The sequence below is a fragment of the Oceaniglobus roseus genome (assembly GCF_002869745.1).
Taxonomy (GTDB): Bacteria; Pseudomonadota; Alphaproteobacteria; order Rhodobacterales; family Rhodobacteraceae; genus Oceaniglobus; species Oceaniglobus roseus.
Map to the genome: position 1 here is coordinate 1 of NZ_PNOS01000019.1, position 24327 is coordinate 24327.

Genomic DNA, 24327 nt, shown 5'->3' on the forward strand with positions numbered 1-24327 from the left:
GCAGGACGCGCCGCGCGCCGCCGCGCCGGGGCCGCTCCTGCGGGTGCGCGACCTGACGAACCGCTTCCCGGTCCGGGGCGGCATCCTGCGCCGCACCGTGGCCGAGGTCCACGCGGTCGAGCGGGTGGGCTTCGATGTCGCCCCCGGCCAGACCCTGGCGCTGGTCGGCGAATCCGGCTCGGGCAAGTCCACCTGCGGCCGCTCGATCCTGCGGCTGGTCGAACCGCAGGAGGGCGAGATCACGCTTGCGGGCCAGAACGTCCGCGCCCTCGGCCCCGAGGGCCTGCGCCGGGCCCGCCGCGACATGCAGATGGTGTTCCAGGATCCCTTCGCATCGCTGAACCCCTACATGCGCCTCGGTGCGCAGGTGGCGGAACCGATGCGGAATTTCGCCATCGCCTCCGGTGCCGAGTTGGACGAGCGGGTGGCCGGCCTGTTCGACCGCGTGGAACTGCCCAGAAGCTTCCTGCGCCGCTTCCCGCACGAGCTTTCGGGCGGCCAGCGCCAGCGCGTCGCGGTGGCGCGGGCGCTGTCGCTGAACCCGAAGCTGATCATCGCGGACGAGGCGGTGTCGGCGCTCGACGTCTCGGTGCAGGCTCAGGTGCTGAACCTGATGATGGATCTCCAGGCGGACCTCGGCCTGTCGTTCCTGTTCATCAGCCACGACATGGCGGTGGTCGAGAGGGTGTCCCACCATGTCGCCGTCATGTACCTCGGCCGGATCGTCGAGATCGGACCCCGCGCCGCGATCTTCGAGGATCCCCGCCACGGCTACACCCGCTCGCTGATGGCGGCGGTGCCCGTGGCCGATCCGCGCCGCCGACGCCTGCGCGAGGACCTGGGCTTCACCCCCATCGCCTCGCCGGTGTTCCCCGTCGGACACCGCCATCCCGCGCCGGTCTACGACGAGGTGAGCCCCGGCCACCTTGTGCTGCGGGAGGGGTGAGGACGACCGCAGCCCCTGCCCCGGAGAAACGATGGCGCGTGCCTTTTCCTTGGCCATGTTGAACGCCGCTTGAGGCTATCCCCGGCGACAGGAGCCGGGGATCCCGGGCGGGCCGCCACTTCACGGAAACTCGGCCGCAGGGAAGCCAGTCAGGGGCGACCCAGAAGGTTGTGCTGAACGGTCAGAAGATGCGCGCGCATGGCCGCCGAGGCCTGTTCCGGATGGCGCGCGTTGAGCGCGTCGAGGATCTGGGCGTGTTCCTCGCAATAGCGCAGCCGACGCGCCTCGACGAAGCTGCGCTTCTTCATCTCGAACCATTTCGGCTGGTCCCGCAGCACCCGCAGCACCTCGTGGATCTCGCGCAGCAGGTCGTTGCGGGTACAGGAGAAGATCCTGTGGTGAAACTCCGCGTCCCAGTATTCGAACTCGGGCATCTCGGCCGATGCGACCGCGGTCTCGTGCGCGGCGCCGATGGCTGCCAGCGCCGAGGCGCTGGCGTTGGACGCGGCGAAGGCGGCGGCGGCGGGTTCCAGCAGCAGCCGCACCTCCATCATGTCGGCGGGCGACGTGCCCTCCATCCGCCGCACGATGTCGGCGATGCCGTTCCCCGGCGCCTCCTGCAGGTAGGTGCCGCGCCCGACGTGCCGCACGAGGATGCCGTCGGCCTCCAGCCGGTCGAAGGCGCGGCGGACGGTGTTGCGGGCGACGCCGTATTCCTCGGCGAGGTCACGCTCGGTCGGCAGCCGCCTGCCGCCGGACCATTCGCCTGCCGCCACACGGCCGCGCAGTTGCGAAGCGATACGTTCGGCGTTTCCCCGCATGGCGGCTCCCAATGATCCAATCTTGCGCCAATTTGCCAACCACACGCAAATTTGGCAAGTCCCGCGCAAAGATGCTTGCCAGAATTGCCCGCATTCTGTACCATTTAGTGAACCAAATTGATCCAATCAAGAAAAATGGATGGGAGGGACGCTTGAAGGTCGCGACTTACCGGCATGAAGGCAGGCGGTACGTGGGTCTTGTCGACGAGGCCGCGGGGACGGTTTCGCCGCTGGATCTGCCCGCTGAAGAGGCCGAGCGCGGGGTTGCCGCCCTGATCGGACGGGACACGCCGACCGCGGGCGGGCCGGTGGCGCTGGCCGATGTGCAGCTTGAAGCCCCGGTGCCGCGCCCCGCGCGCAACATCTTCTGCGTCGGCAAGAACTATTTCGAGCACGCGCACGAGTTCTCGAAGAGCGGCTTCGATTCCAGCGCCGCCAAGGGCGCGGTGCCGAGCGAACCGATCATCTTCTCCAAGGTGCCGGACTGCGTGATCGCCCACGACGAGCAGGTGCTGATCGACCCCGACGTGTCCGGGGCCATCGACTATGAGGCCGAACTGGCCGTCATCATCGGCACGGGCGGGCGCGGCATCACGAGGAACGCCGCGATGGAGCACGTGTGGGGCTATACCATCGTCAACGACGTGACCGCGCGCGATCTGCAGGGGCGGTACAGCCAGTGGATCGTCGGCAAGTCGCAGGACACCTTCTGCCCCATGGGCCCCTGGGCCGTGACCCGCGACGAGATCGACGTGTCCGACACCGCGATCCGCTGCAGCGTGAACGGCGAGCTTCGGCAGGATTCGAACACCGGCCTGCTGATCTTCGACATCCCGACGATCATCGCCACCATCTCGCAGGGGGTGACGCTGAAGCCCGGGGACGTGATCGCCACGGGCACCCCGGCGGGCGTCGGCATCGGCTTCGATCCCCCGAAGTACCTGGTGCCCGGCGACGTGGTCGAGATCGAGATCGACGGGGTGGGCAGGCTCAGGAACACCTTCGGGCGCTGGAGCGCCTGAGGAAGGACAGACCCCGGGAAACGGGGCGGACGGGAAGGACGGCGGCGCCGGTCGCCGCAAGCGATTACCCAGAAAGTGGAGGAGGAGAACCAGATGAAACACATGCTTTGCACCGCGGCGGCCCTGACCGCGCTGGCCACGGCAGGCCATGCGCAGTCGACGGAGGTCGCCTGGGGCGGCTCGAACCCGGGCGGCGTCATGTACTACATGGTCGGCGTCGCGGGCACCGAGCTGGCCAAGGACCTGCCGGACGTCAACATCACGCAGGTCACCACCGGCGGCTCGACCGAGAACGCCAAGCGGCTGATCAAGGGCGAGCTGGACATGGGCATCGTCTATGGCAGCCACGTCTACATGTCGCAGAAACCCGAGGGCCCGTTCGAGGGCGGTGACAAGGGCACCATGCTGCGCGGCGTCGCCATGGCCTACGAGGGTCCGACCTATTTCGTGACGCTGGGCGACAGCGGGATCGAGTCGCTGGCCGATCTGGATGGCAAGAAGGTGGCGCTTGGCCCGCCGGGATCGGGCACCGTCTTCAATTGCACGAACGTCCTGACGGCGCTTGGCCTGATCGGCAGCATCGATCCGCAGCTGATGACCTTCGCCGATGCGGGGCGTGCCCTTGGCAACGGACAGATCGACGCCTTCTGCCAGTCGTCCTCGCCCGCCGCGGCGGTGACCGAGCTGGCCGAGACCCGCGACATCACGGTCATTCCCTACGCGGAGGACCAGCTGGCGCAGATCAGCGAGGCCTATCCGTTCTACCACACCGGCACGATGCCCGACACGACCTACAAGGGCGTGCCGGCCACCGACATGCCCTTCACCACCGTCTACTGGGTCGCACACGAGCGGGTGCCCGAGGACGTGGTGAAGCGGATGGTCGCCGCGGCCTATGACAGGCAGGACGCGCTGGCGGCCGGTCACAAGGCCTGGGCACAGATGAAGCCCGACGTCGCCAACTTCCAGAAGCTCGGCGCGCCGATGCATCCGGGCGCCGAGGCCTACTACCGCGAACAGGGCCAGTGGCCCGAGTGATCCGCACCCCCTGACACTCCTTCGCCCCGGTCCGCGCGGCCGGGGCGTTTCTCGATCTTGCGGCAGGACGCACCGATGTTCGACTTCTCGTGGCTGTTCCGGGTGAACGGCGCAAAGCGCAGCCTCACCGGGGTCTGGGCGCTGGTCTTCAACCTGACCGCCATCGGCTTCTCGCTGTTCTACCTCTACACCTCCGGCTTCGGCCTGGTCTCGACCCAGAGCAACCGCGGCGTCTACCTGATGCTGACCTCGGTGCTGGTGTTCCTGCTCTATCCCGCGCACCGCCGCTCGCCCACCGACCGGCCCAGCATCGTCGACCTGGTCCTGATCGGCCTCACCGTCGCCTCGATCGGGTACTGGATCGACCAGTACGTCAGCTACGCCATCTTCCGCGTGTCCTCGCCCAACCAGTACGACCTGGTCATGGGCGCCATCGCCATCGCGCTGATGCTGGAAACCAGCCGCCGGGTGCTGGGGCCGATCATCTCGATCCTCGCGCTCGTGTTTCTCTGCCAGCTCTACTTCGGCCCCTACCTGCCCGGCCGCCTGGCGCATTCCGGCATGTCCGTCGAGCGCATCCTGGAGTTCACCTATTCCACGCAGGAGGCGCTGTTCGGCGTCGTCACGGCGACCTTCGCGACCTTCGTGTTCCCGTTCATGATCTTCGGCGCGTTCCTCGAACGCTCGGGCGCGGGGGCCTTCTTCATGGACCTCGGGACCGCGGTCGCGGGCAGGTGGCGGGGCGGCCCGGCCAAGATCGCGGTGATGACCTCGGCGCTGTTCGGGTCGATCTCGGGGTCGTCGGTGGCGAACGTCGTGACCACCGGGTCCTTCACCATCCCGCTGATGAAGCGCACCGGGTTCCGCCCGCACCATGCCGGCGCCATCGAGGCCATCGCCTCGACCGGCGGACAGTTCATGCCGCCCGTCATGGGGGCCGGGGTGTTCATCCTCGCGACGCTGACCGAGACGAGTTACCTCTACATCGCGCTGATCAACGTAATCCCCGCCTGCCTGTTCTTCCTGTTCCTGCTGTCGATGGTCGACCTCGAGGCGGTGGGGCTGGGCCTGAAGGGCTTGCCCGACGAGGAGATCCCGAGCCTCAGCAAGGTACTGGCGGGGGGCTGGCATTTCTTCCTGCCGCTCGCCACCGTGATCGGCCTGCTGTTCTGGGGGTATTCGGCCGAGTTCTGCGCCTTCTGGGGCACCGTCGCGGCGGCCGTCCTGTCGTGGCGGAACAAGGCGACGCGCATGGGACCGAGCGACATCGCCCAGGCCCTCGCAGGGGGCGCGGCCAGCAACACGTCGGCGGGCGCGGCCATCGGCACCCTCGGCGTCATCATCGGCGGGATCGTCCTGGCGGGGCTGGGGCTGAAGTTCTCGGCCGTGCTGATCGACTTCTCCGGCGGCAACCTGTTCGTCGCAGTGCTGCTGGTGACGCTGGTGTCCGTCGTCATCGGCATGGGGTCGTCCACCACCGGCTCCTACATCATCCTGTCGGTCGTCGCGGCCCCCGCGCTGATCCAGCTTGGCGTGCCGACGGTCGCGGCGCACCTTGCGGTGTTCTATGCCGCGTGCCTCTCGAACATCACGCCGCCGGTCTGCGTCTCGGCCTTCGCGGGGGCGGCCATCGCGGGCGCGCCGCCCATGAAAACCGGCTTTGCCGCCCTCAAGTTCGGCGCGACGTTGGCGCTGATGCCTTTCACCTTCGTCTACGTTCCGGAAATCCTGATGCAGGGCGACTGGCCGGACATCATCGTCTCGAGCCTGCTCTATGCCGTCGGAAGCGTGGCGCTGGCGATCTGCCTGCAGGGCAGCGCGCCGATCGGCGGACGCATAGCGATGGCGCCCCGCGTGCTGTTCGGGGTGTCGGCGGTCTTGCTGCTGTTCCCCAGCTCCTGGATCACGGATGTCGCCGGGCTGATCGTCGGTCTGGCAGCGGTTCTCCTGACGTCGGCGATGCGGGCTCCCGCAGTGGCGAGCGAAGCGGGAAGCCGCCAGGACTGATAGCTTCCCCAGGAAAGACCCGAGGCCGACGCCGCGCGGTGACGGCCTGGGCGACGACCGCCAGTACACCGGTCAAATGCCCTCGCGACGCCTTGACGGTCTGCGTACCTTTCCAGCCATGGCCCGGGTATTTGGTCCATACAAATTGCCTCCGCTCTTCGGACCCGGTAGAGGTGGCGCAGCCACCGGGCCCGTCGGGCCCCGACGACAGCGCGAGATTGCGAGGGTATCCAGGAATGCAGCCGTTCTTCTTCAACACCACGAAGTCCATCGTCTTCCGGCCCGGCGCCTCGGCCGAGCTTGCGTCGGTGGCGGGCGCGCTGCTGGGCGGCAGGATCCTGTTCGTGACCGACCCGGGATTGCGGCGGCTGGGTCTGTGCGACGCCGGTCTCGCCTCGCTCGAGGCGGCGGGACACGAGGTCACGGTCTTCGACGCGGTCGAGGCCGATCCGTCCCGCGCCACGCTTGAGAAGGCGGTCGAGGCCGGGCGCGGATGCACCGGCGTCGTGGGCTTCGGCGGCGGCTCCTCGCTTGACGTCGCCAAGGTGGCGGCGCTGCTGCTGGGCTCGGGCGAGGATCTGGACGAGGCCTGGGGCGTGGGACAGGCGAAGGGGCCGCGGCTGCCGCTGGTGCTGGTGCCGACCACGGCCGGGACCGGCTCGGAAGTGACGCCGGTCTCGATCATCACCGTCGGCGCGGAGGAGAAGCGCGGCGTCTCCTCGCCGGTGATCCTGCCCGACATCGCGGTGCTGGACGCGGACCTGACCCTGGGCCTGCCCGCGTCGATCACGGCGGCGACGGGGGTGGATGCGATGGTGCACGCGATCGAGGCCTATGCCTCGGGCAACGCCAACAACAACCCGCTCTCGCGGATGCTGGCGCGCGAGGCGCTGCGGCTGCTGGGCGCGAACATCCGCACCGTCGTGGCCGAGCCCGGCAATGTCGAGGCGCGGGGCGCGATGCTGCTGGGCTCGATGCTGGCCGGGCAGGCCTTCGCCAATTCGCCGGTCGCCGCCGTCCATGCGCTGGCCTATCCCATCGGCGGGACGTTCCACGTTCCGCACGGGCTGTCGAACGCGCTGGTCCTGCCCCACGTGCTGCGCTTCAACGCGCCCGACGCCTATGCGCTCTATGCCGAGATCGCGGCCGATGCCTTCCCCGACCTCGCCGCGGTCGAAGGGTCGCAGGCCCGCTGCGCCGCCTTCATCGAGGCGCTCGCCGACCTCGCGACCGAACTTCGGATGCCGACGCGCCTGCGCGACGTGTCGATCCCCGAGACGGCGCTGGAGAAGATGGCGGCGGACGCGATGGTCCAGCAGCGGCTTCTGGTGAACAACCCGCGGACCGTCGGCGAGGCGGACGCGCTGGCGATCTATCGCGCGGCCTGGTGATGGCGGCGCCCCGGGCGCGGCGGGACGGATTTGCCACGTTCCGCCGGTTGCAGACACGCTGGATCGACAACGACATCTACGGCCACATGAACAACGTGGTGCATTATTCGCTGTTCGACACCGCGGTGAACGGCTGGCTGATGGAGCGCGGGCTGCTCGATCCCGCGACGTCCGAAAGCTACGGCCTCGTCGTCGAGACGGGGTGCCGGTATCACGGCGAGATCCGCTTCCCGGACGTGGTGCATGCGGGGCTGCGCGTCGCTAAGCTCGGTACCTCGTCTGTGCGCTTCGAGATCGCGCTGTTCCGCAACGATGCGCAGGAGGCGGCGGCCGAGGGCTTCTTCGTCCACGTCTATGTCGCGCGGGGGACGCACCGCCCGGTGCCCATCGACAGCCCGCGCCGCGCCGCCTTCGCAAGCCTCATGCCCTAGCCGCGCGCCCCGGCTCAGTCCGGGGCGGCGCGGGCCTTCAGCCGCTTCATCCCGAGCGGCAGCGCCACGGCGAGGCAGAGGGCGATCAGGAGGCCGAGCGAGATCGGCCGTTCGAGGAAGATCGTCAGGTCGCCCCGGCTGAGCTGCCAGGTGCGCAGCAGGTTGCCCTCCATCATCCGGCCAAGCAGCAGCCCGATGACCATGGCGACGACGGGATAGTTGTAGTGCTTCATGATCAGCCCGAGGATCGCCGCGGCGGCGAGCGTGATCGGCCCGACCATGGAGTTCGACACGGCATAGCTGCCGAGCACGGTCAGCGTCGTGATGACGGGCAGCAGGTACTTCAGCGGCACCTTCACGATGGTCACGGCGATGCGCAGGAACAGAAGGCCCATGCCCGCCAGCAGCAGCGCCTGCACCAGGTTGCCGCCGATGATCGCATAGACGATGTCCTTGTTGTCGGAGATGAAGCGCGGGCCGCCGGTGACGTTGTGCATCGCGAAGGCGCCGAGCATGATCGCCGTGCCCGCGCCGCCCGGGATCCCGAGCGCGAGCAGCGCCACCATGGAGCCGCCTTCGGAGCTCGAGTTCGCGGATTCCGCGGCGATGACGCCCTCGGGATGGCCGGTGCCGAAGCGTTCGCCCTCGGGCGAGCGGCTGCGGGCGTAGGAGTAGCTGACGAGGTTGGCGACGGTCGAGCCGACGCCTGGCACCGTGCCGATCAGCGCACCGATCAGGCCGCCGCGCAGCACGAGGTACCAGTTCCTGAAGGCGTCGAGGAAGCCGCGGGCGATCAGCGCGATGCGCACTTCCCGCGCCCCCGCGTCGGCGACAATGTATTCGCTCTTCACCAGCGCGAAGATCTCGGAGGCGGCGAAGAGGCCGATGATCGCGGCCGTGGTCGAGATGCCGTCGAGCATGTACATCGAGCCCATCGTGCCGCGCATGATGCCGGAGGAACTCATCCCCACGGTGCCGATCATCAGGCCGAGCGCGCCGGCGAGGACGCCGCGCCAGAAGAACTTGCCCGACAGCGCCGCGATGAGGAACAGCCCCGCGAGGGCGATCAGGAACAGCTCGGGCGCACCGAGCTTCAGCACCAGCCGCGAGATCGGTTCGAGGATCACGAACAGCAGCGCGTAGCCGATGATCGTGCCGACGGTGGAGGCGGCGAGCGCAAGGCCGAGCGCCTCGTTGTGGCGGCCCTGTTTCGACATCGGGTAGCCGTCGAAGCAGGTGGCGATGGCGGCGGTGGTGCCGGGCACGTTCATCAGGATCGCCGGGACCGAGCCGCCGAAGCCGCCGCCGGTGAAGATCGCGGTCAGGAACAGGATCGCCGACAGGAAATCCATGTAGAGCGTGAATGGCAGGAACACGGCCATGGCGATGGGCACCGACAGGCCCGGCAGCACGCCGAAGACGAGCCCGATCAGCAGCCCGGCGGGGACCACCAGCCAGGCCATGGGGTTGCTGGCGAGAAGCGACATGGCATCACTGGAGGCGGCAAGGTCGATCATGGCTCAGAGCACCAGCGTGGGAACGGGAATGGACAGCATCTCCTCGATCGCCCAGACGGGCAGCAGCCCCGCGACGAGGGAGAAGGCCAGGATGATGCGCCAGTCGCGGGCCCCCTGAAGGACCATGCTGACCGCGACATAGACGACCGTGGCGACGTCGAAGCCGACGAGCGGCATGGCGATGACGTAGACGCCCATCAGACCGGCGGCGATCGGCGTGCCGTGCTTCGCCGCGAAGGTGTCGGGGGGCGTTTCGGGCGGGGGTGCGGCGTCGGTGCCCTTCGCGATGCGCCGCGCCTCGGCCACGGCGAGGACGAGGATCAGCACCAGCGACAGGGCCGCGGCGGGGCCGATCAGCAGCATGTTCTGGACCTTGGACTGCGCGGCCCAGGCATCGGCGGTGTACCACACGGTGAAGGCGGCGAAGGCCGCAAGCAGGGCCAGATGCCCTGCGCCGCCGGTCAGATGGCGCGACAGCCTGTTCATGTTGTCCCCTCCCCTGAAAGGGCGCGGAGCCTCTGCCCCGCGCCCGGTTGCCGGATTATTCCAGCACGTCGATGTACTTGGCGAAGATCTCGTAGCTTTCGTTCAGCGATTCCGCCGTCGCCTCGGGGCCCATCCACTGGCCACCGATCTGGCCTTCCTCGATGAACGCCTTGAAATCGTCGCGCTCGAGCATCCGGCGGTAGGCGTCGACCAGCTTCTGGTAGGTCTCGGGGTGCTTGTCGACGAAGCTCTGGTGCACCGTGAAGGTGCGCAGGTCGGCGGCGAGCAGCGGGATCTCGACGCCGTACTCGGCGAGGATGTCGTTGATGTTCGGCGCGTCCCACAGGTCGTCCGGCTCCTTCTTGATGACGGCGAGCGGACGGACGTCGTCGGCGATCACGCTCGAGCCGAGGGCCGAGATGACCGAGAACGTCACCTGGTTGCCCGCCAGCGCGGTGCGCATCGGGGCGCCGCCGTCATAGCTGATGAAGTTCACGGCGTCCTTCGGCAGGCCGAGACGTTCCAGCATCACCACCGTCGCAAGGTGGCCGCCGTCGCCGTTGATGATCGCCGAGCTGGCCTCGCCCGGGTTCTCCTTGATGAAGTCGATCAGCTCCTTGCCGGTCTGGAAGGGCTGGTCCTTGTTCACGAGGACGACGTAGTAGTCCTGCCACTGGCCGTTGACGAAGTGGAACTTGTCCCATTCCAGCATCCCCTGCCCGCGCAGGATGTTGGAGATCAGGTAGGGGTTCACCGGCGACACCAGCGCGAACGACCCGTCGTCGGGCTGTTGCAGGAAATAGGTATGGCCGAGCGCGCCGCTGCCGCCCGGCTGGTTCATGACGGTGACGGGCACGCCCAGCTCCTCGGGCAGGAACTGCGCAATGGCGCGGGCCATGCGGTCGGCCGAACCGCCGGGGTTGAAGGGCACGACGATGGTCAGGCGGCCAGGCTCGTAGGTGTCCTGCGCCGTCGCCAGCCCCGGCATCAGTGACAGGGCTGCGATTCCGCCAAGCACGGCGCGGCGTCCCATTTCGAAAAGCATGCAATTCCTCCCTATGTCTGGATCTCAAGCATCCAGATTTGTCTGGACCATGGGACCGAAAACTATTGATTGCATACAATCCGTCAAGTAAAATGTGTCAAGTATAGGCAAAACGTTGGTTTTGCATACAAACAAGGGGCCAAGATGGCGGACGACAGCAAGACCGACAGGCGGACCGCGGCAGAGCGGGCCTATGTGTCGGTGCGCGACTCGATCTCGTCCGGCCGGTTCGCGGTCGGCGAGCGGCTGACCGAAGGCGCCTTGGCGGAAGAGGCGAAGGTGTCGCGCACGCCGGTGCGCGAGGCGCTGCGGCGGCTGGCGAGCGAGGGGTTCGTCACGCTCTCGCCCCATGCCGGGGCGATCGTGAAGGGCTGGTCCGAGAAGGACGTGCGCGACGTGTTCGAAACCCGCGCCCTGATCGAGAGCCATGCCGCCGGCCTGGCGGCGCGCCATGCCAACGCGGCGGACGTGCAGCGGCTGGCCGCGATGGCCGAACGGATGGAGCCGCTGGCCCGGTCCTCGCCGCGCGAGGTCATGGCCTATTCCGAGGCCAACCGCGCCTTCCACGCCGAGATCCTGCGGATCGCGGGCAATCTCCGGATGGAGGAGATCGCGCTCAACTTCATGGACCTCGGATTTCTCGTCCGCTCCTACGCGCAGTTCGAGACGGAGGACGTGCAGCGCAGCCTCTCGGACCATCGCCAGCTGGTGACGGCCATCGGCGCGGGCGACGAGCGCTGCGCCGAAGCCGTGATGCGGGGCCACATCCTGTCCGCGGCGCTGATCTTCCGCGGCACCGGGCCGGAGGCCGCCCCGCGCGGCACGCGCCCCCTGCCCGCCGCACCGACACCCGAACACGAAAAGGAACCTTCACGATGACCAAACCCAGTCTTCGCGCCGCGCTGGACGCCGGCACCTTCGTCTGCGCCCCGGGGATCCACGACATGATCTCGGCCGTCGTGGCCAACAAGGTGGGCTTCGATTTCGTCTATTCCTCGGGCTACTGGGGCACGGCCTCGGCCGAGGGGCTGCCGGACGCGGGTATCACCACCTATTCCGAGATGGTGGGGCGGCTGAGGATCCTGGCCCGGACCTCGAACGCCAGCGTGATCGCGGATGCCGACACCGGCTTCGGCGGCCTGCTGAACGTGCAGCACGCGGTGCGCGGGTACGAGCGTGCGGGTGCCGTCGCCATCCAGATGGAGGACCAGGAGTTCCCCAAGAAGTGCGGCCACACGCCGTTCAAGCGGGTGATCCCCGCCGAGGACATGGTGCAGAAGATCCGCGTCGCCTGCGACGCGCGCGAGACGCCGGGCGAGACGCTGATCATCGCGCGCACCGACGCGCGGGCGATGGAGGGTGTCGACAAGGCCATCGAGCGGGGGCAGCGGTATCGCGACGCCGGCGCCGACATGGTCTTCGTCGAGGCGCTGGACACGGAGGAGGAGATGCGGCTGGCCTGCGAACGGATCGACGCGCCGATGATGGCCAACATGGCCGACGGCGGGCGCACGCCGATCCTGCCCGCGGCGACGCTGAAGGATATCGGGTTTTCCATGGCGATCTTCCCGGCGCTCACCGGGCTCGCGGCGGCCGCGGCCGTCGAGACGGCGCTGCGGCATCTGAAGGACGCCGGCACTTCCCGGTCTCCCGATGTACCGCTGTTCGACTTCGGCGAGTTCAACCGGCTGATCGGCTTCCAGGACGTCTGGGACTTCGAGAAGAAGTGGGGCACCGCCGCGGAGTGAGGCGCCGGTGGCAGGGGGCGGCGGCGGTCGCTGCCCCCCGACGGTTCAGCCGATGTCGGGGGCTTCGCGGCCCCGGGTCAGCTGCGAGATCGTCACCGCCAGGATCAGCGCGCCGCCGTTGAACACGTTCGTCACCCAGAGCGGGATGCCGAGCATCGTCAGCCCCGTGATCCCGGTGCCGAGGAAGTAGACCGCGACCATGGCGCCCCACGGGTTGAACCGGCCCGGCATGATGGTGGTCGAGCCGAGGAAGGCCGCGGCGAAGGCCGGCAGCAGGTAGTTCAGGCCCGAGTAGGGGTCGGCCGAGCCGAGCACGCCGGCATAGAGGATGCCCGCGCAGGAGGCGACGACCGAAGACGCGACCAGCGCGCCGACCCGCACCCGTTCGACCGCGATGCCGTTCAGCCGGGCGACCTCCCTGCCCCGTCCGACGAACAGCAGGCGACGGCCGAGCGGCGTGTAGTCGAAGATGTACCAGAGCACCACGACTGCGGCGAAGGCATAGTAGAAGGCATATGGCACGCCGAAGAGGCGGCCTCCGACCACGGACATGATCAGCGCGTTGTCGATGCCGCCGATGGTCGAGGACTTGGTGAACCACTGCACGATGCCGGAGATCAGCGAGGTCGAGCCCAGCGTGACCACCAGCGAGGGGATCCGGACATAGACGATGAAGAAGGCGTGGAACAGCCCCACGGCCACACCCGCCAGCACCGCCAGAACGAGGCAGAGCAGGATCGGCAGGCCCATCCAGGCGTTCAGCACCGCGATCAGGCAGGACGAAAGCGTCATCACCGCCCCCACCGAGAGGTCGTAGTCGCCCGAGGTGAGCGGGATGATGATGGCCAGCGCCAGCAGCGCCGCGGGCGCGTAGGAGGCGAAGAGGATCGAGAAGTTGCCCCACCGCGGGAAGGAGTTCGGCAGCGCGATGCTGAAGCCGAGGATCAGCAGCGCCCAGACGACGAGCAGGGCGTAGCGTTCGAACAGGCGCATCCGGCGGGCGGCGGCATGGGCGCGGTCTTCTGTGGTCATGTCGGGCTCCGGTCGGGTCGGTCGAGGGAGGCGTAGCAGGCCTGGGTGATATGGTCCTTCGTGACCTCGGCGCCGGTCAGTTCGCGCACCACGCGGCCGCGAGCGAAGACGAGGACGCGGTCACAGATCCGGGCCAGCTGTTCGGCGTCGGAACTGGCGCAGAGGACGGACATGCCGCCGGCGGCCTCGGCGGCGATGGCGTCGAAGATCCGCGCGCGGGTGCCCACGTCGACGCCCTGGGTCGGTTCGTCGAGCAGCAGGAGGCGCGGCTTCCGCTTTATCCAGCGCGCGATCAGCACCTTCTGGGCGTTGCCCCCGGACAGCGACGACAGCGGGCGGTCGGGATCGTTCGGCCGCACCTCGTAGGCGTCGCCCAGCCGTTTCGCCTCGCGCCGCATGGCGCGGTTGCGCAGGAGGCCGCCGCGGAACCAGTCCGAGACGTCGGGCAGCAGCATGTTGTCCGCGATCGACAGGCTGCCGACCCCGCTTTTCGCCTCGCGGTCGCCGGGCAGCAGGGCCAGGTTCTCGGCGATGGCGCGGGCGGGGGTCATCGCGGCAAGCGGCAGGCTGCGCCCGTCGAGGACAAGCTCGCCCGCCGTGGCAGGAGTCGCGCCGAAGACGAGGTAGGGCACGAGGTCGTAGCCCGCGCCGATCAGCCCCGTCAGCCCGATCACCTCGCCCTCGCCGATCTCGATGGAGAGCGGCGCGACGCCCTTGCCCTCGAGCCCCTTCAGCGACAGGCCGGGCGCGAATGTCCTGGCCGTCTCCGGCCGCGCCTTCGCCGCGCCGAGCGAGCGGCCGATGATGAGCTCGATCATGTCGTCGTGGCTGGCGGTCTTCGTCTCGACGTCGCCGGACACGCGGCCGTCGCGCAGGATGGTGGCGCGGTCGGTGATCTCCATCACCTCGTCGATGTCGTGGGAGATGAACAGGACGGAAGATCCGGTCGCCCGGATCTCGCGCATCAGCGCGAACAGGCGCTTCACCCCCTCCTCGGGGAGGAAAGGCGTGGGTTCGTCCAGCAGCACGAGGCCCGGACGCCCGGACGCTTCGCAGCCCTCGCGGATCTCCTCGAAGGCGCGGACGATGGCGAGCAGGGCGCGGTTCACGGCGCTGAGTTCGTCCACCCGCCGCCACAGCGGGATGTCCAGCCCGTAGCGGTCGAGCACCGCCTGCGCCTCGGCCCGCTCCCTTCGCCAGTTCAGATGGACGCGCGGGGCCAGCGCCACCTGCTTGAGACGCAGGTTCTCGAGCACCGTCAGCGACGGCAGAAGGCCGAGGTTCTGGTGCACGAAGCTCATGCCGAGGCGGCGGAAATCGGAGGCGGCCAGCGGCAGCGACACCTCGGTGCCGTTGAAGTAGAGGCGGCCGCCGGGATCCGGCGCGTGGTAGCCGGCGAGGATCTTGATCAGCGTCGACTTGCCCGACCCGTTGGTGCCGAGCAGGCCGTGGATCTCGCCCGGCCGCACCTCGACCGTCACGTCGTCCAGCGCCCGGGTCGCGCGGAATGTCTTGGAGACGCCTTCGAGACGGAGGGTCGGCGGCACCCGTCCGGGTGCCGCCTGCAGGTCTGCCGTTCCGGACGTCACGGGGTTATTCCAGGCCCCACAGCTTGGCGAAGCCCGAGACGTAGGCGTCGCCGTAGCCGGTATCGAACTGCGCGGGCGTCCCGGCGTCCTTCGCGTTCGATTCGTCGAAAATGTAGAACGGCACGTTCAGCTTCTCGGGCACCGGCAGGCCGCAGAGGTCGCGCATGTGGCCGTCCACGGTCGCGTAGGCGATCCAGTCGAGGCTTTCGCCGATGTCCATCGACACCGCGCCCTGCTGGATGAAGTCGAGCACGAAGGGTGTGCCGTTGAAGGTCGGAACCTTCACCTGGCCCAGCTTGCCGGTCAGGCGCAGCGCGGGAACGACGAACTGAGACATCGAGTCGTAGATCGGGATCACCACGTCGATGTCAGGATCGGCCTGCAGCGCGGACTGCACTGAGGGCTGGATCTTCGTGCCCCACTCGGCCACGCCGACGTTGATCTCCTGCGCGATCTCGCAGTCCGGGCAGTTCGCCGCCAGTTCCTCGGTGAAGCCGTCGACCAGCGGGATCGTCGGCGGCACCTCGCGGCTGACGATCAGCGCGACGCGGCCCTTGCCTTCGGTGTTGACCGTGACCCAGTTGGCGAGGATGCGGCCGATCTCGTTGAAGCCGATGGGCAGGGAGGAGGAGAGCAGCGGGTTGCGCGGGAAGCTCGGGTCGTAGAAGTGCGAGGTCATCACCTTGATGCCCGCATCGTTCGCGGCCTTGATCTGCGGCTCGACCGTGTCGGGCGAGATGCCGGAGATCAGGTTGATCACGTCGAACTCGTCGCGGATCGCATAGTCGAAACCCTGGACCCACTGGCTGGGCTGGCCCTGGTTCTCCCACTCGACCACCTCGAGGCCGATCTTGTCGCCGACCGCCTTCATCCGGTCGATGATCCCCTTCAGGAACGGGTTGCCCGAGTTGTTCGGGATCGAGAGCATCTTCCTGCCCTCGGCACACTGCTTGATGTCGAAGGGGTCGCCGGGGGCGACGAACTCGGGCTTTTCGGTGTAGGTCGCCAGTTTCTCCTTCGCGCGGGCCATTCCGTCCTGGGCCTGGGCGGCGAAGGGAGCGGCGGCCACGGTCGCTGCGACGAGAAGCGTCGTCATGCGTAGTTTCGTCATGGATAACCTCCTTGTGATCCGCGGAGCGTCTGACGCGACTCCTTCGAACGTGTTTGAATACGCATTCACATCTTTGTCACGGGGTTTCGATCTGTCAATGATCCATCCGGGGCGTTCGAGAAAAACAGGGCCAGACTGAAGATGAGCGAGTTGAAGAAGGCCAGGCGGTCGCGGGTGACCTCGTTCGATGTCGCGCGGGCGGCCGGCGTGTCGCAGCCGTCGGTGTCGCGCGCCTTCACCCCGGGGGCGAGCATCACCGAGGAGACGCGCAACCGGGTGCTGACCGCGGCACGCGAGCTTGGCTATGTGCCGAACGTCTTCGCCTCGTCGCTGTCGAAGAAGTCCTCGGGCATGATCGCCGTCATCAGCGGCAACCTGAACAACCCCTTCTATTCCGAAAGCCTCCAGGTCTTCGTCGAGAACTTCCAGCGGACCGGGCGGCAGGTCCTGGCCTTCAGCGTCCGCGACCAGACCGGCAGCGACGAGGTGATCATGCAGGCGCTGCGCTATCCGGTGGACGGGATCGTGATGACCTCGGCCCGGGTGACGTCGGAGATGGTGAAGATGTCCGAGGGGCTGGGCATCCCGGTGGTCATGTTCAACCGACGGGTGCCGGGCACGAACCTTGCGACGGTGCAGTGCGACAACGCGTCGGGCGGTGCGGCGCTGGCGCGGCGGATGCATGCCGCGGGGGCGCGGGACTTCCTGGTGCTGCGGGGCGATCCGCTGGGCTCCACAACCAACGACCGGGTCGGCGGCTTCCGCCGCGCGCTGGACGAGATGGGCGGCGCGACCGTCACCGAGGTCGAGGGCGGCTCGAACTATTCCGGGGCCTACGGGGCGATGATGTCGCGGTTCGGCTCGCCCTCGCCCCGATGGCCCGACGCGATCTTCGCGGTCAACGACATCATGGCCATCGGCTGTGCCGACGCGCTGCGGGGCAACTTCGGCATCCGCATCCCCGAGGACATTATGCTGGCGGGCTTCGACGGGATCCGCGAAGGCCAGCGCGAACCCTACCGGCTGACGACCGTGCGCCAGCCGATCGAGAGCATGGTGAGCGAGACGCTGGCGATCCTCGACCATCCGGGGCTGCGCGGCCCTTCCCTGCGGCTGATCCCCGGGGATCTGATCCCGGGGAACACCGTCAGGGCGCGGGGCGAGGCCTAGCCACTCTCACTCGGCGGCGTGGACGCCGGGGATGAAGCCGAAGTCGAACGGCGCCGCCTCGCCCCGCTCGGCCCGCTTCTTCTTGCGCAGCGTCTCGGTCGCGGCCGGATCCAGCACGTTGCGCTCCGAGATCACGACGCCGTAATCCGCCTCCGCCTTCTCGCGCGAGACGAGATCGTTCCTCACGTCCGCCAGCACCTTCTCGGGCGCCCGTTCCAGCGGATCGCCCCAGCCGCCGGAACCGGCGGTGATGAACACGATCCGGTCGCCCGGCTCGACCTTGAGGTTGTCGAGCTTGGAGGCGATTCGCTCGCGTTCTTTGGATCCGGCGCGGATCAGCCACTTGGACGAGGTGCCGCCGTGCAGACCGCCGTTGATCCCCCACGGCGGCACCACCTCGCGGTCGTCGTGGATCGAGACCGAGCCCGCCTCGAGCACGCGGTAGGTCTTCTCGATCCCCGCGCCGCCGCGGTGCAGCCCTGCCCCGCCCGCATCCTTCACCGGGCGATAGCTTTCGACGATCACGGGATAGTAGTTCTCGATGTACTCGATGGGCGTCGCCGAGAAGAGCGGCCACCAGGCGTGCCCGTCCAGACCGTCGCCGCGCGGACGCCCCGGCACGCCGCCGAACAGCAGCTCCATCAACTGGAAGTACTTCCCGTTCCGGTCCTGGCCCGTGAAGATGAAGTGCGGCGAGGTGCCGTAGCCGGCCGCCATCGACAGGTGCGGCGCCCGCTGGCCCAGCGCGCCGGCCTGGCAGTCGAAGAACCGGGTGTGGGTGTTCAGCCGGTTCGACAGCGCCGCCGGGAATTTGGGGTTCAGCAGCGAGCCTTCCGGCAGCACGATCTCGAACAGGTCGTAGAAGCCTTCGTTGAACATGATCTTCGGGTCGAAGGCCATGATCATGTAGACCCCGAAGAACAGCTTGCAGAGCCCTTCGTGGATGTGGAAGTTGATCGGCCCCTCGGCCTGGTCGTCGGTGCCGGTCCAGTCGAAGACCGCGATGTCGCCGCGCCGGTAGATCGACAGCTGCATCTTGAACGGGCCGTTGCCCACGCCGTCGTCGTCGACGTAATCGGTGAAGCTGACCGCCTCCTCGGGGATGTACTTGTTGATCAGCACCCGCATCGCCTCGCGGGTGCGGTTCAGCAGCAGCTCGCACGAGGCGAGATAGGTTTCGCGGCCGAACCGGTCGCAGATCTCCTGCACCCGCTTCGCCGCCGTCCGGCAGCCCGCGATCAGCGCCATCAGGTCGGCGCGGTTCATGTCGGGCGTGCGCGTGTTGTTGAGCATGATCTTCAGCACGCCCTCGTTCAGCACGCCCTTCTCGTAGATCTTGACCGGGGGCACGCGCAGCCCCTCCTCCCAGATCGAATAGGCGTCGGCGGGCATCGAGCCCGGCACCTTCCCGCCCACGTCGACCATGTGGCCGAAGATGGAGGAGAAGCCGACATGCACGCCCTCGTGGAAGATCGGCATCATCACGCACCAGTCGTTGTTGTGCGAGATCGAGCCCTTGCAGGCGTAGGGGTCGTTCCAGACGAAGATGTCGCCTTCGTTGATGTCGGTGTATTCCTCGACGATGGCGGGGATGTAGCTGCCGAACTGGCCGACGACCATGCGGCCCGCCGGGTCGCAGATCATCGGAAACTCGTCGTGCTGTTCGCGGATCACAGGCGACAGGGCGACGCGCACGACAACGCTGTCCATCTCGAAGCGGGCGTTCAGAAGCGCGTTCTCGATCAGGTCGAGGACGATGGGATCGACGTCTTGGCTCATGGTCTTCACTCCCCTTTCTCGTTCGGCCAGATCAGCAGGTTGCCCTGTTCGTCCACGACGGCGTGGTGATCGGCCAGCAGCACGGTCGTGGTGTCGTATTGGCGGATGATCGCGGGGCCCTCGACGCGCGCCCCCGCGGCCAGCCGGTCGCGGTCGATGTGCGGCGTGTCACGCCATTCGCCCTTGAAGTAACCGGGCCGGGTTTCCATCACCGCCTCGGAGACGTCCGTGGTGCCGGACGCGGGCGCCGCCTCGTTCACCGGCGGGGTCGCGCCGGTGGCGACCACGCGCAGCGCGACGAGTTCGATCGGCAGGTCGAAGCGCACGCCGTAGAGCCGGTCGTGGGTCGCGTGGAAATCGTCGAGCACGGCGTCGAGCCCCTCGCCCTTCTCGATCAGCGAAGCGGGCACGTTGATCGCCACCTCGAAGCCCTGCTGTTCGTAGCGCAGATCGGCGGAATAGGTCAGCCCGCGGTCCTGCTCTGCGACGCCCTCCTCGTCCAGCCAGTCGACAGCCTGCCGCTTCAGCTCGCCGAAGACCTCGAACAGGTGGGCATCGTCGATGCCCGCGACCGAGCCGATCAGGGTGCGCACGTTCTCGTTCTTGAACTCGGCCTCGAGGAAGCCGAGCGCCGAGAGAACGCCCGGGTTGTGCGGCACGACCACCGGATAGCAGCCGAGGATCTGCGCCATGGCGTTGGCATGAAGCGGACCCGCGCCGCCGAAGGCGACGATGCCGAAGTCGCGGGGGTCGAGACCGCGCTGCACGGTGATGACCCTGAGCGCGCCCAGCATCACCTCGTTCGCGATGTCGAGGATGCCCTGCGCCGCCGCCTCCGGCGAAAGGCCGATGGACTTGCCGATGGAGGCCACCGCCTCGCGCGCGCCGTCGAGATCGAGGCTCATGTCGCCGCCCAGGAGCTTCGGCGGCAGGTAGCCGAGCACCACGTTCGCGTCGCTGACCGTGGGTTCCGTGCCGCCTCGCCCGTAGGCCACGGGGCCGGGCATCGCGCCTGCCGAGCGGGGACCGACGCGCAGCGAGTTCGTCAGCTCCGACACCTCGGCGATGGACCCCCCGCCCGCGCCGACCGAGCGCACGTCGAGGGTCGGGACCTTGGCGGGAAAATAGCCGACATCGGTCGAGCGGGTGATCGTCGGCTCGCCGTCGATGATGACCGACACGTCGGTCGAGGTGCCGCCCATGTCGAAGGCCAGCAGCCGCGGCAGCTTGGTGCGCCGCGCGATCATCGCCGTCGCGGTGACGCCGCCGGCGGGACCGGACAGCACCGTGTGGACGGGGCGCGCCGCGGCGGCCTCGGCGCTCATCAACCCGCCGTCCGAGCGGACGATGTGCAGGCGCGCGTCGACGCCGGTTTCGCCCAGCCGGCGCTCGATCCGGCTGAGGTAGCGGGTCATGATCGGGCGGACATAGTCGTTCATCACCGTGGTGATGGCGCGGTCGTATTCGCGGAACTCGGGCAGGATGTCCGAGGACAGCGAGACGTGCATCTCCGGGAACCGCTCCAGCACGATCTCGCGCAGGCGGCGTTCATGGGCGGGATTGGCATAGGAGTGCATGAGCGAGATCGTCAGCGCCTCGATTCCCGAGCCGCACAGATCCTCGATCATCGCGGTCGCGGCGGCTTCGTCCAGCTCCCGCACCACGTTGCCGCGGGCGTCCATGCGTTCGGGGATGCCGCGGGTGTCCGCCAGGGCCGCCAGCGGATCGGGCTTGTCCATCACGATCCAGCCGAACAGCGGACCGGGTGTCCAGGATTTCGCCAGGTGCAGGACGTGTTCGAACCCGGCCGTGGTCAGAAGCCCGACCCGCGCGCCCTTCCCTTCCAGCACCGCGTTCGTCGCCACGGTGGTGCCATGCAGCACCAGGCTGATGTCCGAGGGCTTGACCCCCGCCTTCTCGCAGATCAGCCGCACCCCCTCCGCCACGCCGATGGACTGGTCCTCCGGCGTCGAGGGCGTCTTGGCCCGGTATGTGCGCTGCGACTCGTCGTCATGCAGAAGTAGGTCCGTGAAGGTCCCGCCGACATCGACTCCCAACCTCATGAGCTTCTCCCTGTAAACGCGGGCTTCCGACTGTGTCGTGCCGCTTGAATGCGTATTCATGAGACAGTAATCTTCTCTCCGGAACAAGAGAATTGTGAGTCTTGCGCGATGCGAGGCCGGAAAGGATCCAGACCATATGACCGGCAGGACGCTTTACGATAAGATCTGGGAACAGCATGTCGTGGCCGACTTCGAAGGCGGCGACAACTTGTTGTATGTCGACCGGCACCTCGTGCAGGAAGTCTCCAGCCCGCAGGCCTTTGCCTATCTTCGGCAGAACAACCTGCCCCTGCGGCGGCCGGACCTGCACATCGCCGTGGCCGACCATGCCGTGCCGACGCGGCGCAAGGGTCATCCTTTCGCCGACGGACTGGCGAAGCGCCAGGTCGAGCGGCTGCGGGAGAACGTCGAGACCCATGGCATCGCCTACATGCCGATGAACGGCGACCGGCACGGCATCGTCCACGTCATCGGGCCCGAGACGGGATTCACCCTGCCCGGCTGCACGCTGGTGTGCGGCGACAGCCACACCTCGACCCACGGCGCCTTCGGCTGCATCGCCTTCGGCATCGGCGCCAGCGAATGCGCCTCGGTCTTCGCGACGCAGACGATCCGCCAGGCGCGGCAGAAGACGATGCGGGTGAACCTCGACGGCGGCCTGCCCGTCGGTGTCACCGTCAAGGACGTGATCCTGGCGCTGATCGCCGAGATCGGCACCGGCGGGGGCGTCGGCTATGCCATCGAATACGCCGGGTCGACCATCCGGGACCTTTCGATGGAGGCCCGAATGACGCTGTGCAACATGACGATCGAGGCCGGCAGCCGTGTCGGCATGGTCGCGCCGGACGAAACGACCTTCACCTATCTCAAGGGACGTCCCCTGTCGCCCGAGGGCGAGATGTGGGAGCGCGCCGTCGCCGCGTGGTCGGACCTCAAGAGCGACGAGGATGCGGTGTTCGACCGCGAGATCACCTTCGACACCTCGACGCTGGAACCGCAGGTCTCCTGGGGCACGACGCCCGAGCAGACCGGCGCGATCTCCGGCGTGGTTCCCGACCCCGACCGGATCGCGGACAGGGGCCGCGCCTCGCGCGTGCGCAAGAGCCTCGCCTACATGGGGCTGACGCCGGGCACGCGCCTGAACGACATCCCGGTGGACCGGGTGTTCATCGGCTCCTGCACCAACGGGCGGCTCGAGGATCTGCGCGCCGCCGCCGCGGTGCTGAAGGGGCGGCAGGTGGCGCAGTCGGTGAGGGCGATCGCCGTGCCCGGCTCGGCCGCCGTGCGCATCGCCGCCGAGGCCGAGGGACTGCACGAGGTGTTCCTCGCCGCCGGGTTCGAGTGGCGCGATTCGGGCTGCTCGATGTGCGTCGCGATGAACGACGACCGGCTGGAGGAAGGGGAGCGCTGCGCCTCGACCTCGAACCGCAATTTCGAGGGCCGGCAGGGCAAGGGCGGGCGTACCCACCTGATGAGCCCGCAGATGGCCGCCGCCGCGGCCGTGACCGGCCGACTGTCCGACGTGAGGGAGCTTCTGTGATGGAAAAGTTCACGCGCATCACCAGCATTGCCGCACCGCTGCTGGAAAACGCCATCGACACCGACATCATCTTCCCGGCCCGCTTCCTGCTGCTGCTGGATCGCGAGGGGCTTGGGAAATACGCCTTCAACGAATGGCGCGGCGAGGGTTTCGTGCTGGACACGCCGCCGTACGACACGGCGCAGATCCTCGTCACGGGCGAGAACTTCGGCACCGGCTCCTCGCGCGAGCAGGCGGTCTGGACGCTTGCGGACAAGGGGATTCGCTGCGTCGTCGCCCGCAGCTTCGGCGAGATCTTCTATTCCAACTGCTTCAAGAACGGGGTGCTGCCGGTCCGGCTGACGGGCGCGGACATGGACGCCGTGGAAGCGGCTGCCGAGGCGCAGGAACCGCTGACGGTGGACCTCGAGGACCGGTGCATCCGCCTGCCCGACGGCCGCACCATCGCCTTCGACATCGCCGATCACCACCGCCGCGCCCTGCTCGCGGGCCTGGACGAAGTCGGCACGATCCTCGCCGATCACGCCGAAAGCATCGCGCGACACGAGGAACGGCGCAGGGCATCCGCGCCCTGGCTCGACCTGCCGCAGGCGAAGCTCGACGCGCTGGCGGAGGAGTCGGCATGAGCCCGCGCAGGATCGCCTGCATCGGCGCGGGCACCGTCGGGAGTGCCTGGGCCGTCGTCTTCGCCCGCGCGGGGTTCGAGGTGGCGCTGTGGGATTCGGTGCCCGAAACGCTGGAATCCTTCGCCCTGCCCCGCGTCGCCCGCCTGTGCCGCACCCTCGCCGAGGACATGCCGACCGGAGAGGAGGCCGACACCGTCGCCGCGCGGATCCGCGCCGCCTCGTCGCTCGGCGACGCCGTGGCGGGGGTCGAGGCGGTCCAGGAGAGCGTGCGCGAGGACCTGGAGATCAAGCGGGCGGTCTCCTCCGAGATCGCGCAGGCCGCTCCGGCCGACGCGCTCCTGATGTCGTCGACCTCTGCCCTGCCCGGCTCGAAGTTCCTGGCGGACGTGCCGCACCCCGAGCGCGCGCTGGTCGCCCACCCGGTCAACCCCCCCTCGCACATCCCGCTGGTCGAGCTCTGCGGCACCGGCAGGACCGGGGCGGCCGAGCTGGAACGCGCGCGGCAACTGTTCCTCGACGCCCGGATGGAGCCGGTGGTCCTGCAGAAGGAGATCGAGGGGTTCCTGCTGAACCGTCTTCAGTACACGATGGTGGCCGAGGCGATGCACCTCGTCGGCGAAGGCTACTGCACGGCCGAGGACATCGATCGGGTCCTGACCTCGGGCCTGGCGCTGAGGTGGGCGTCGATCGGGCCCTTCATGACCGCCCACCTGAACGCGCGGGAGGGATTCCGCGGCTTCGTCGCGCAGCTCGGGCCCATGATGAAGACCATGGGCCGCGAGGCGCGGACCGATTACGACTGGGGCCCGGACCTGGCCGAGCGCATCCACGACACCGTGGCCGGGATGCTGCCGGTGGAGGCGATCCCCGACGCCCAGGCCTGGCGCGACGGCCGGATCCTGGCGACGCGGCGGATGCAGCAGTCCGACCGGATGCCGGGTCGGCGCGACACCGACCCGGACTAG

The 24327-nt window shown here is 68.4% G+C and carries 21 protein-coding genes; 12 read left to right on the forward strand and 9 right to left on the reverse strand.

Features of this window, described 5'->3' with window-relative positions; translation table 11 throughout:
* Positions 1-946 (forward strand): ABC transporter ATP-binding protein (locus A7B20_RS10905; protein ID WP_157937656.1); only part of this gene is annotated, 946 nt, incomplete at its 5' end.
* Positions 947-1095: 149 nt separating this feature from the next.
* Here the strand turns inward: A7B20_RS10905 and A7B20_RS10910 are convergent.
* On the reverse strand, positions 1096-1767 hold the full coding sequence (locus A7B20_RS10910) for a FadR/GntR family transcriptional regulator (RefSeq protein ID WP_102108614.1): 672 nt from the start codon (positions 1765-1767) through the stop codon (positions 1096-1098).
* Positions 1768-1919: 152 nt separating this feature from the next.
* Between A7B20_RS10910 and A7B20_RS10915 the strand changes: the two genes are divergently transcribed.
* From A7B20_RS10915 to A7B20_RS10935, 5 genes are all read left to right on the forward strand, one after another.
* A complete protein-coding gene (locus A7B20_RS10915; RefSeq protein ID WP_102108615.1) occupies positions 1920-2789 on the forward strand; it encodes a fumarylacetoacetate hydrolase family protein in 870 nt (289 codons plus the stop codon).
* 93 nt (positions 2790-2882) lie between these two features.
* Complete coding sequence (locus tag A7B20_RS10920) at positions 2883-3827, forward strand: TAXI family TRAP transporter solute-binding subunit (RefSeq protein WP_102108616.1); 945 nt, start codon at positions 2883-2885, stop codon at positions 3825-3827.
* Positions 3828-3902: 75 nt separating this feature from the next.
* The gene (locus tag A7B20_RS10925) at positions 3903-5834 is read left to right on the forward strand and encodes a TRAP transporter permease (RefSeq protein WP_102108617.1); all 1932 of its coding nucleotides are present in this window, start codon (positions 3903-3905) and stop codon (positions 5832-5834) included.
* Positions 5835-6070: 236 nt separating this feature from the next.
* Positions 6071-7225, forward strand: a complete 1155-nt coding sequence (locus tag A7B20_RS10930) for an iron-containing alcohol dehydrogenase (RefSeq protein ID WP_102108618.1) — start codon at positions 6071-6073, stop codon at positions 7223-7225.
* Positions 7225-7656, forward strand: coding sequence for an acyl-CoA thioesterase (locus A7B20_RS10935; protein ID WP_102108619.1), 432 nt, complete (start codon positions 7225-7227; stop codon positions 7654-7656). Before A7B20_RS10930 ends, A7B20_RS10935 begins: the two co-directional genes overlap by 1 nt.
* Before the next feature lie 14 nt (positions 7657-7670).
* Here the strand turns inward: A7B20_RS10935 and A7B20_RS10940 are convergent, their stop codons facing one another.
* From A7B20_RS10940 to A7B20_RS10950, 3 genes are read right to left on the reverse strand one after another with little or no spacing between them, the layout of a single operon-like run.
* Positions 7671-9173: a tripartite tricarboxylate transporter permease gene (locus tag A7B20_RS10940; protein WP_102108620.1), complete on the reverse strand. Its 1503-nt coding sequence runs from the start codon at positions 9171-9173 to the stop codon at positions 7671-7673.
* A gap of 3 nt (positions 9174-9176) precedes the next feature.
* Positions 9177-9659, reverse strand: a complete 483-nt coding sequence (locus tag A7B20_RS10945; RefSeq protein ID WP_102108621.1) for a tripartite tricarboxylate transporter TctB family protein — start codon at positions 9657-9659, stop codon at positions 9177-9179.
* Positions 9660-9714: 55 nt separating this feature from the next.
* Complete coding sequence (locus A7B20_RS10950) at positions 9715-10704, reverse strand: Bug family tripartite tricarboxylate transporter substrate binding protein (protein ID WP_102108622.1); 990 nt, start codon at positions 10702-10704, stop codon at positions 9715-9717.
* A 144-nt stretch (positions 10705-10848) separates the two neighbouring features.
* Here A7B20_RS10950 and A7B20_RS10955 point away from each other — a divergent pair, with 144 nt between their 5' ends.
* The gene (locus tag A7B20_RS10955; protein WP_102108623.1) at positions 10849-11583 is read left to right on the forward strand and encodes a GntR family transcriptional regulator; all 735 of its coding nucleotides are present in this window, start codon (positions 10849-10851) and stop codon (positions 11581-11583) included.
* Positions 11580-12452 (forward strand): isocitrate lyase/PEP mutase family protein, encoded by an 873-nt coding sequence (locus tag A7B20_RS10960; protein ID WP_102108624.1) that lies wholly within the window; start codon positions 11580-11582, stop codon positions 12450-12452. Before A7B20_RS10955 ends, A7B20_RS10960 begins: the two co-directional genes overlap by 4 nt.
* Positions 12453-12497: 45 nt before the next feature.
* Here A7B20_RS10960 and A7B20_RS10965 read toward each other — a convergent pair whose 3' ends face one another.
* The 3 genes from A7B20_RS10965 to A7B20_RS10975 are packed head-to-tail and all read right to left on the reverse strand — an operon-like array spanning position 12498 to position 16184.
* Complete coding sequence (locus A7B20_RS10965) at positions 12498-13484, reverse strand: ABC transporter permease (protein WP_102108625.1); 987 nt, start codon at positions 13482-13484, stop codon at positions 12498-12500.
* Positions 13481-15073: a sugar ABC transporter ATP-binding protein gene (locus A7B20_RS10970; RefSeq protein ID WP_102108626.1), complete on the reverse strand. Its 1593-nt coding sequence runs from the start codon at positions 15071-15073 to the stop codon at positions 13481-13483. Before A7B20_RS10970 ends, A7B20_RS10965 begins: the two co-directional genes overlap by 4 nt.
* Before the next feature lie 4 nt (positions 15074-15077).
* Positions 15078-16184, reverse strand: a complete 1107-nt coding sequence (locus tag A7B20_RS10975) for a sugar ABC transporter substrate-binding protein (protein ID WP_102108627.1) — start codon at positions 16182-16184, stop codon at positions 15078-15080.
* A gap of 141 nt (positions 16185-16325) precedes the next feature.
* Here A7B20_RS10975 and A7B20_RS10980 point away from each other — a divergent pair, with 141 nt between their 5' ends.
* The gene (locus A7B20_RS10980) at positions 16326-17354 is read left to right on the forward strand and encodes a LacI family DNA-binding transcriptional regulator (RefSeq protein WP_102108628.1); all 1029 of its coding nucleotides are present in this window, start codon (positions 16326-16328) and stop codon (positions 17352-17354) included.
* A gap of 6 nt (positions 17355-17360) precedes the next feature.
* On the opposite strand, the gene A7B20_RS10985 is transcribed toward A7B20_RS10980, so the two are convergent.
* Positions 17361-19133, reverse strand: coding sequence for a hydantoinase B/oxoprolinase family protein (locus A7B20_RS10985; RefSeq protein ID WP_102108682.1), 1773 nt, complete (start codon positions 19131-19133; stop codon positions 17361-17363).
* Positions 19134-19138: 5 nt separating this feature from the next.
* The gene (locus tag A7B20_RS10990) at positions 19139-21196 is read right to left on the reverse strand and encodes a hydantoinase/oxoprolinase family protein (protein WP_102108629.1); all 2058 of its coding nucleotides are present in this window, start codon (positions 21194-21196) and stop codon (positions 19139-19141) included.
* A 136-nt stretch (positions 21197-21332) separates the two neighbouring features.
* On the opposite strand from A7B20_RS10990, the gene leuC reads away from it, so the two are divergent.
* The 3 genes from leuC to A7B20_RS11005 are packed head-to-tail and all read left to right on the forward strand — an operon-like array spanning position 21333 to position 24327.
* On the forward strand, positions 21333-22736 hold the full coding sequence (leuC, locus tag A7B20_RS10995; protein WP_102108630.1) for a 3-isopropylmalate dehydratase large subunit: 1404 nt from the start codon (positions 21333-21335) through the stop codon (positions 22734-22736).
* On the forward strand, positions 22736-23362 hold the full coding sequence (gene leuD, locus A7B20_RS11000; RefSeq protein WP_102108631.1) for a 3-isopropylmalate dehydratase small subunit: 627 nt from the start codon (positions 22736-22738) through the stop codon (positions 23360-23362). The genes leuC and leuD overlap by 1 nt, the downstream gene beginning before the upstream one ends.
* The gene (locus A7B20_RS11005; protein ID WP_102108632.1) at positions 23359-24327 is read left to right on the forward strand and encodes a 3-hydroxyacyl-CoA dehydrogenase NAD-binding domain-containing protein; all 969 of its coding nucleotides are present in this window, start codon (positions 23359-23361) and stop codon (positions 24325-24327) included. Before leuD ends, A7B20_RS11005 begins: the two co-directional genes overlap by 4 nt.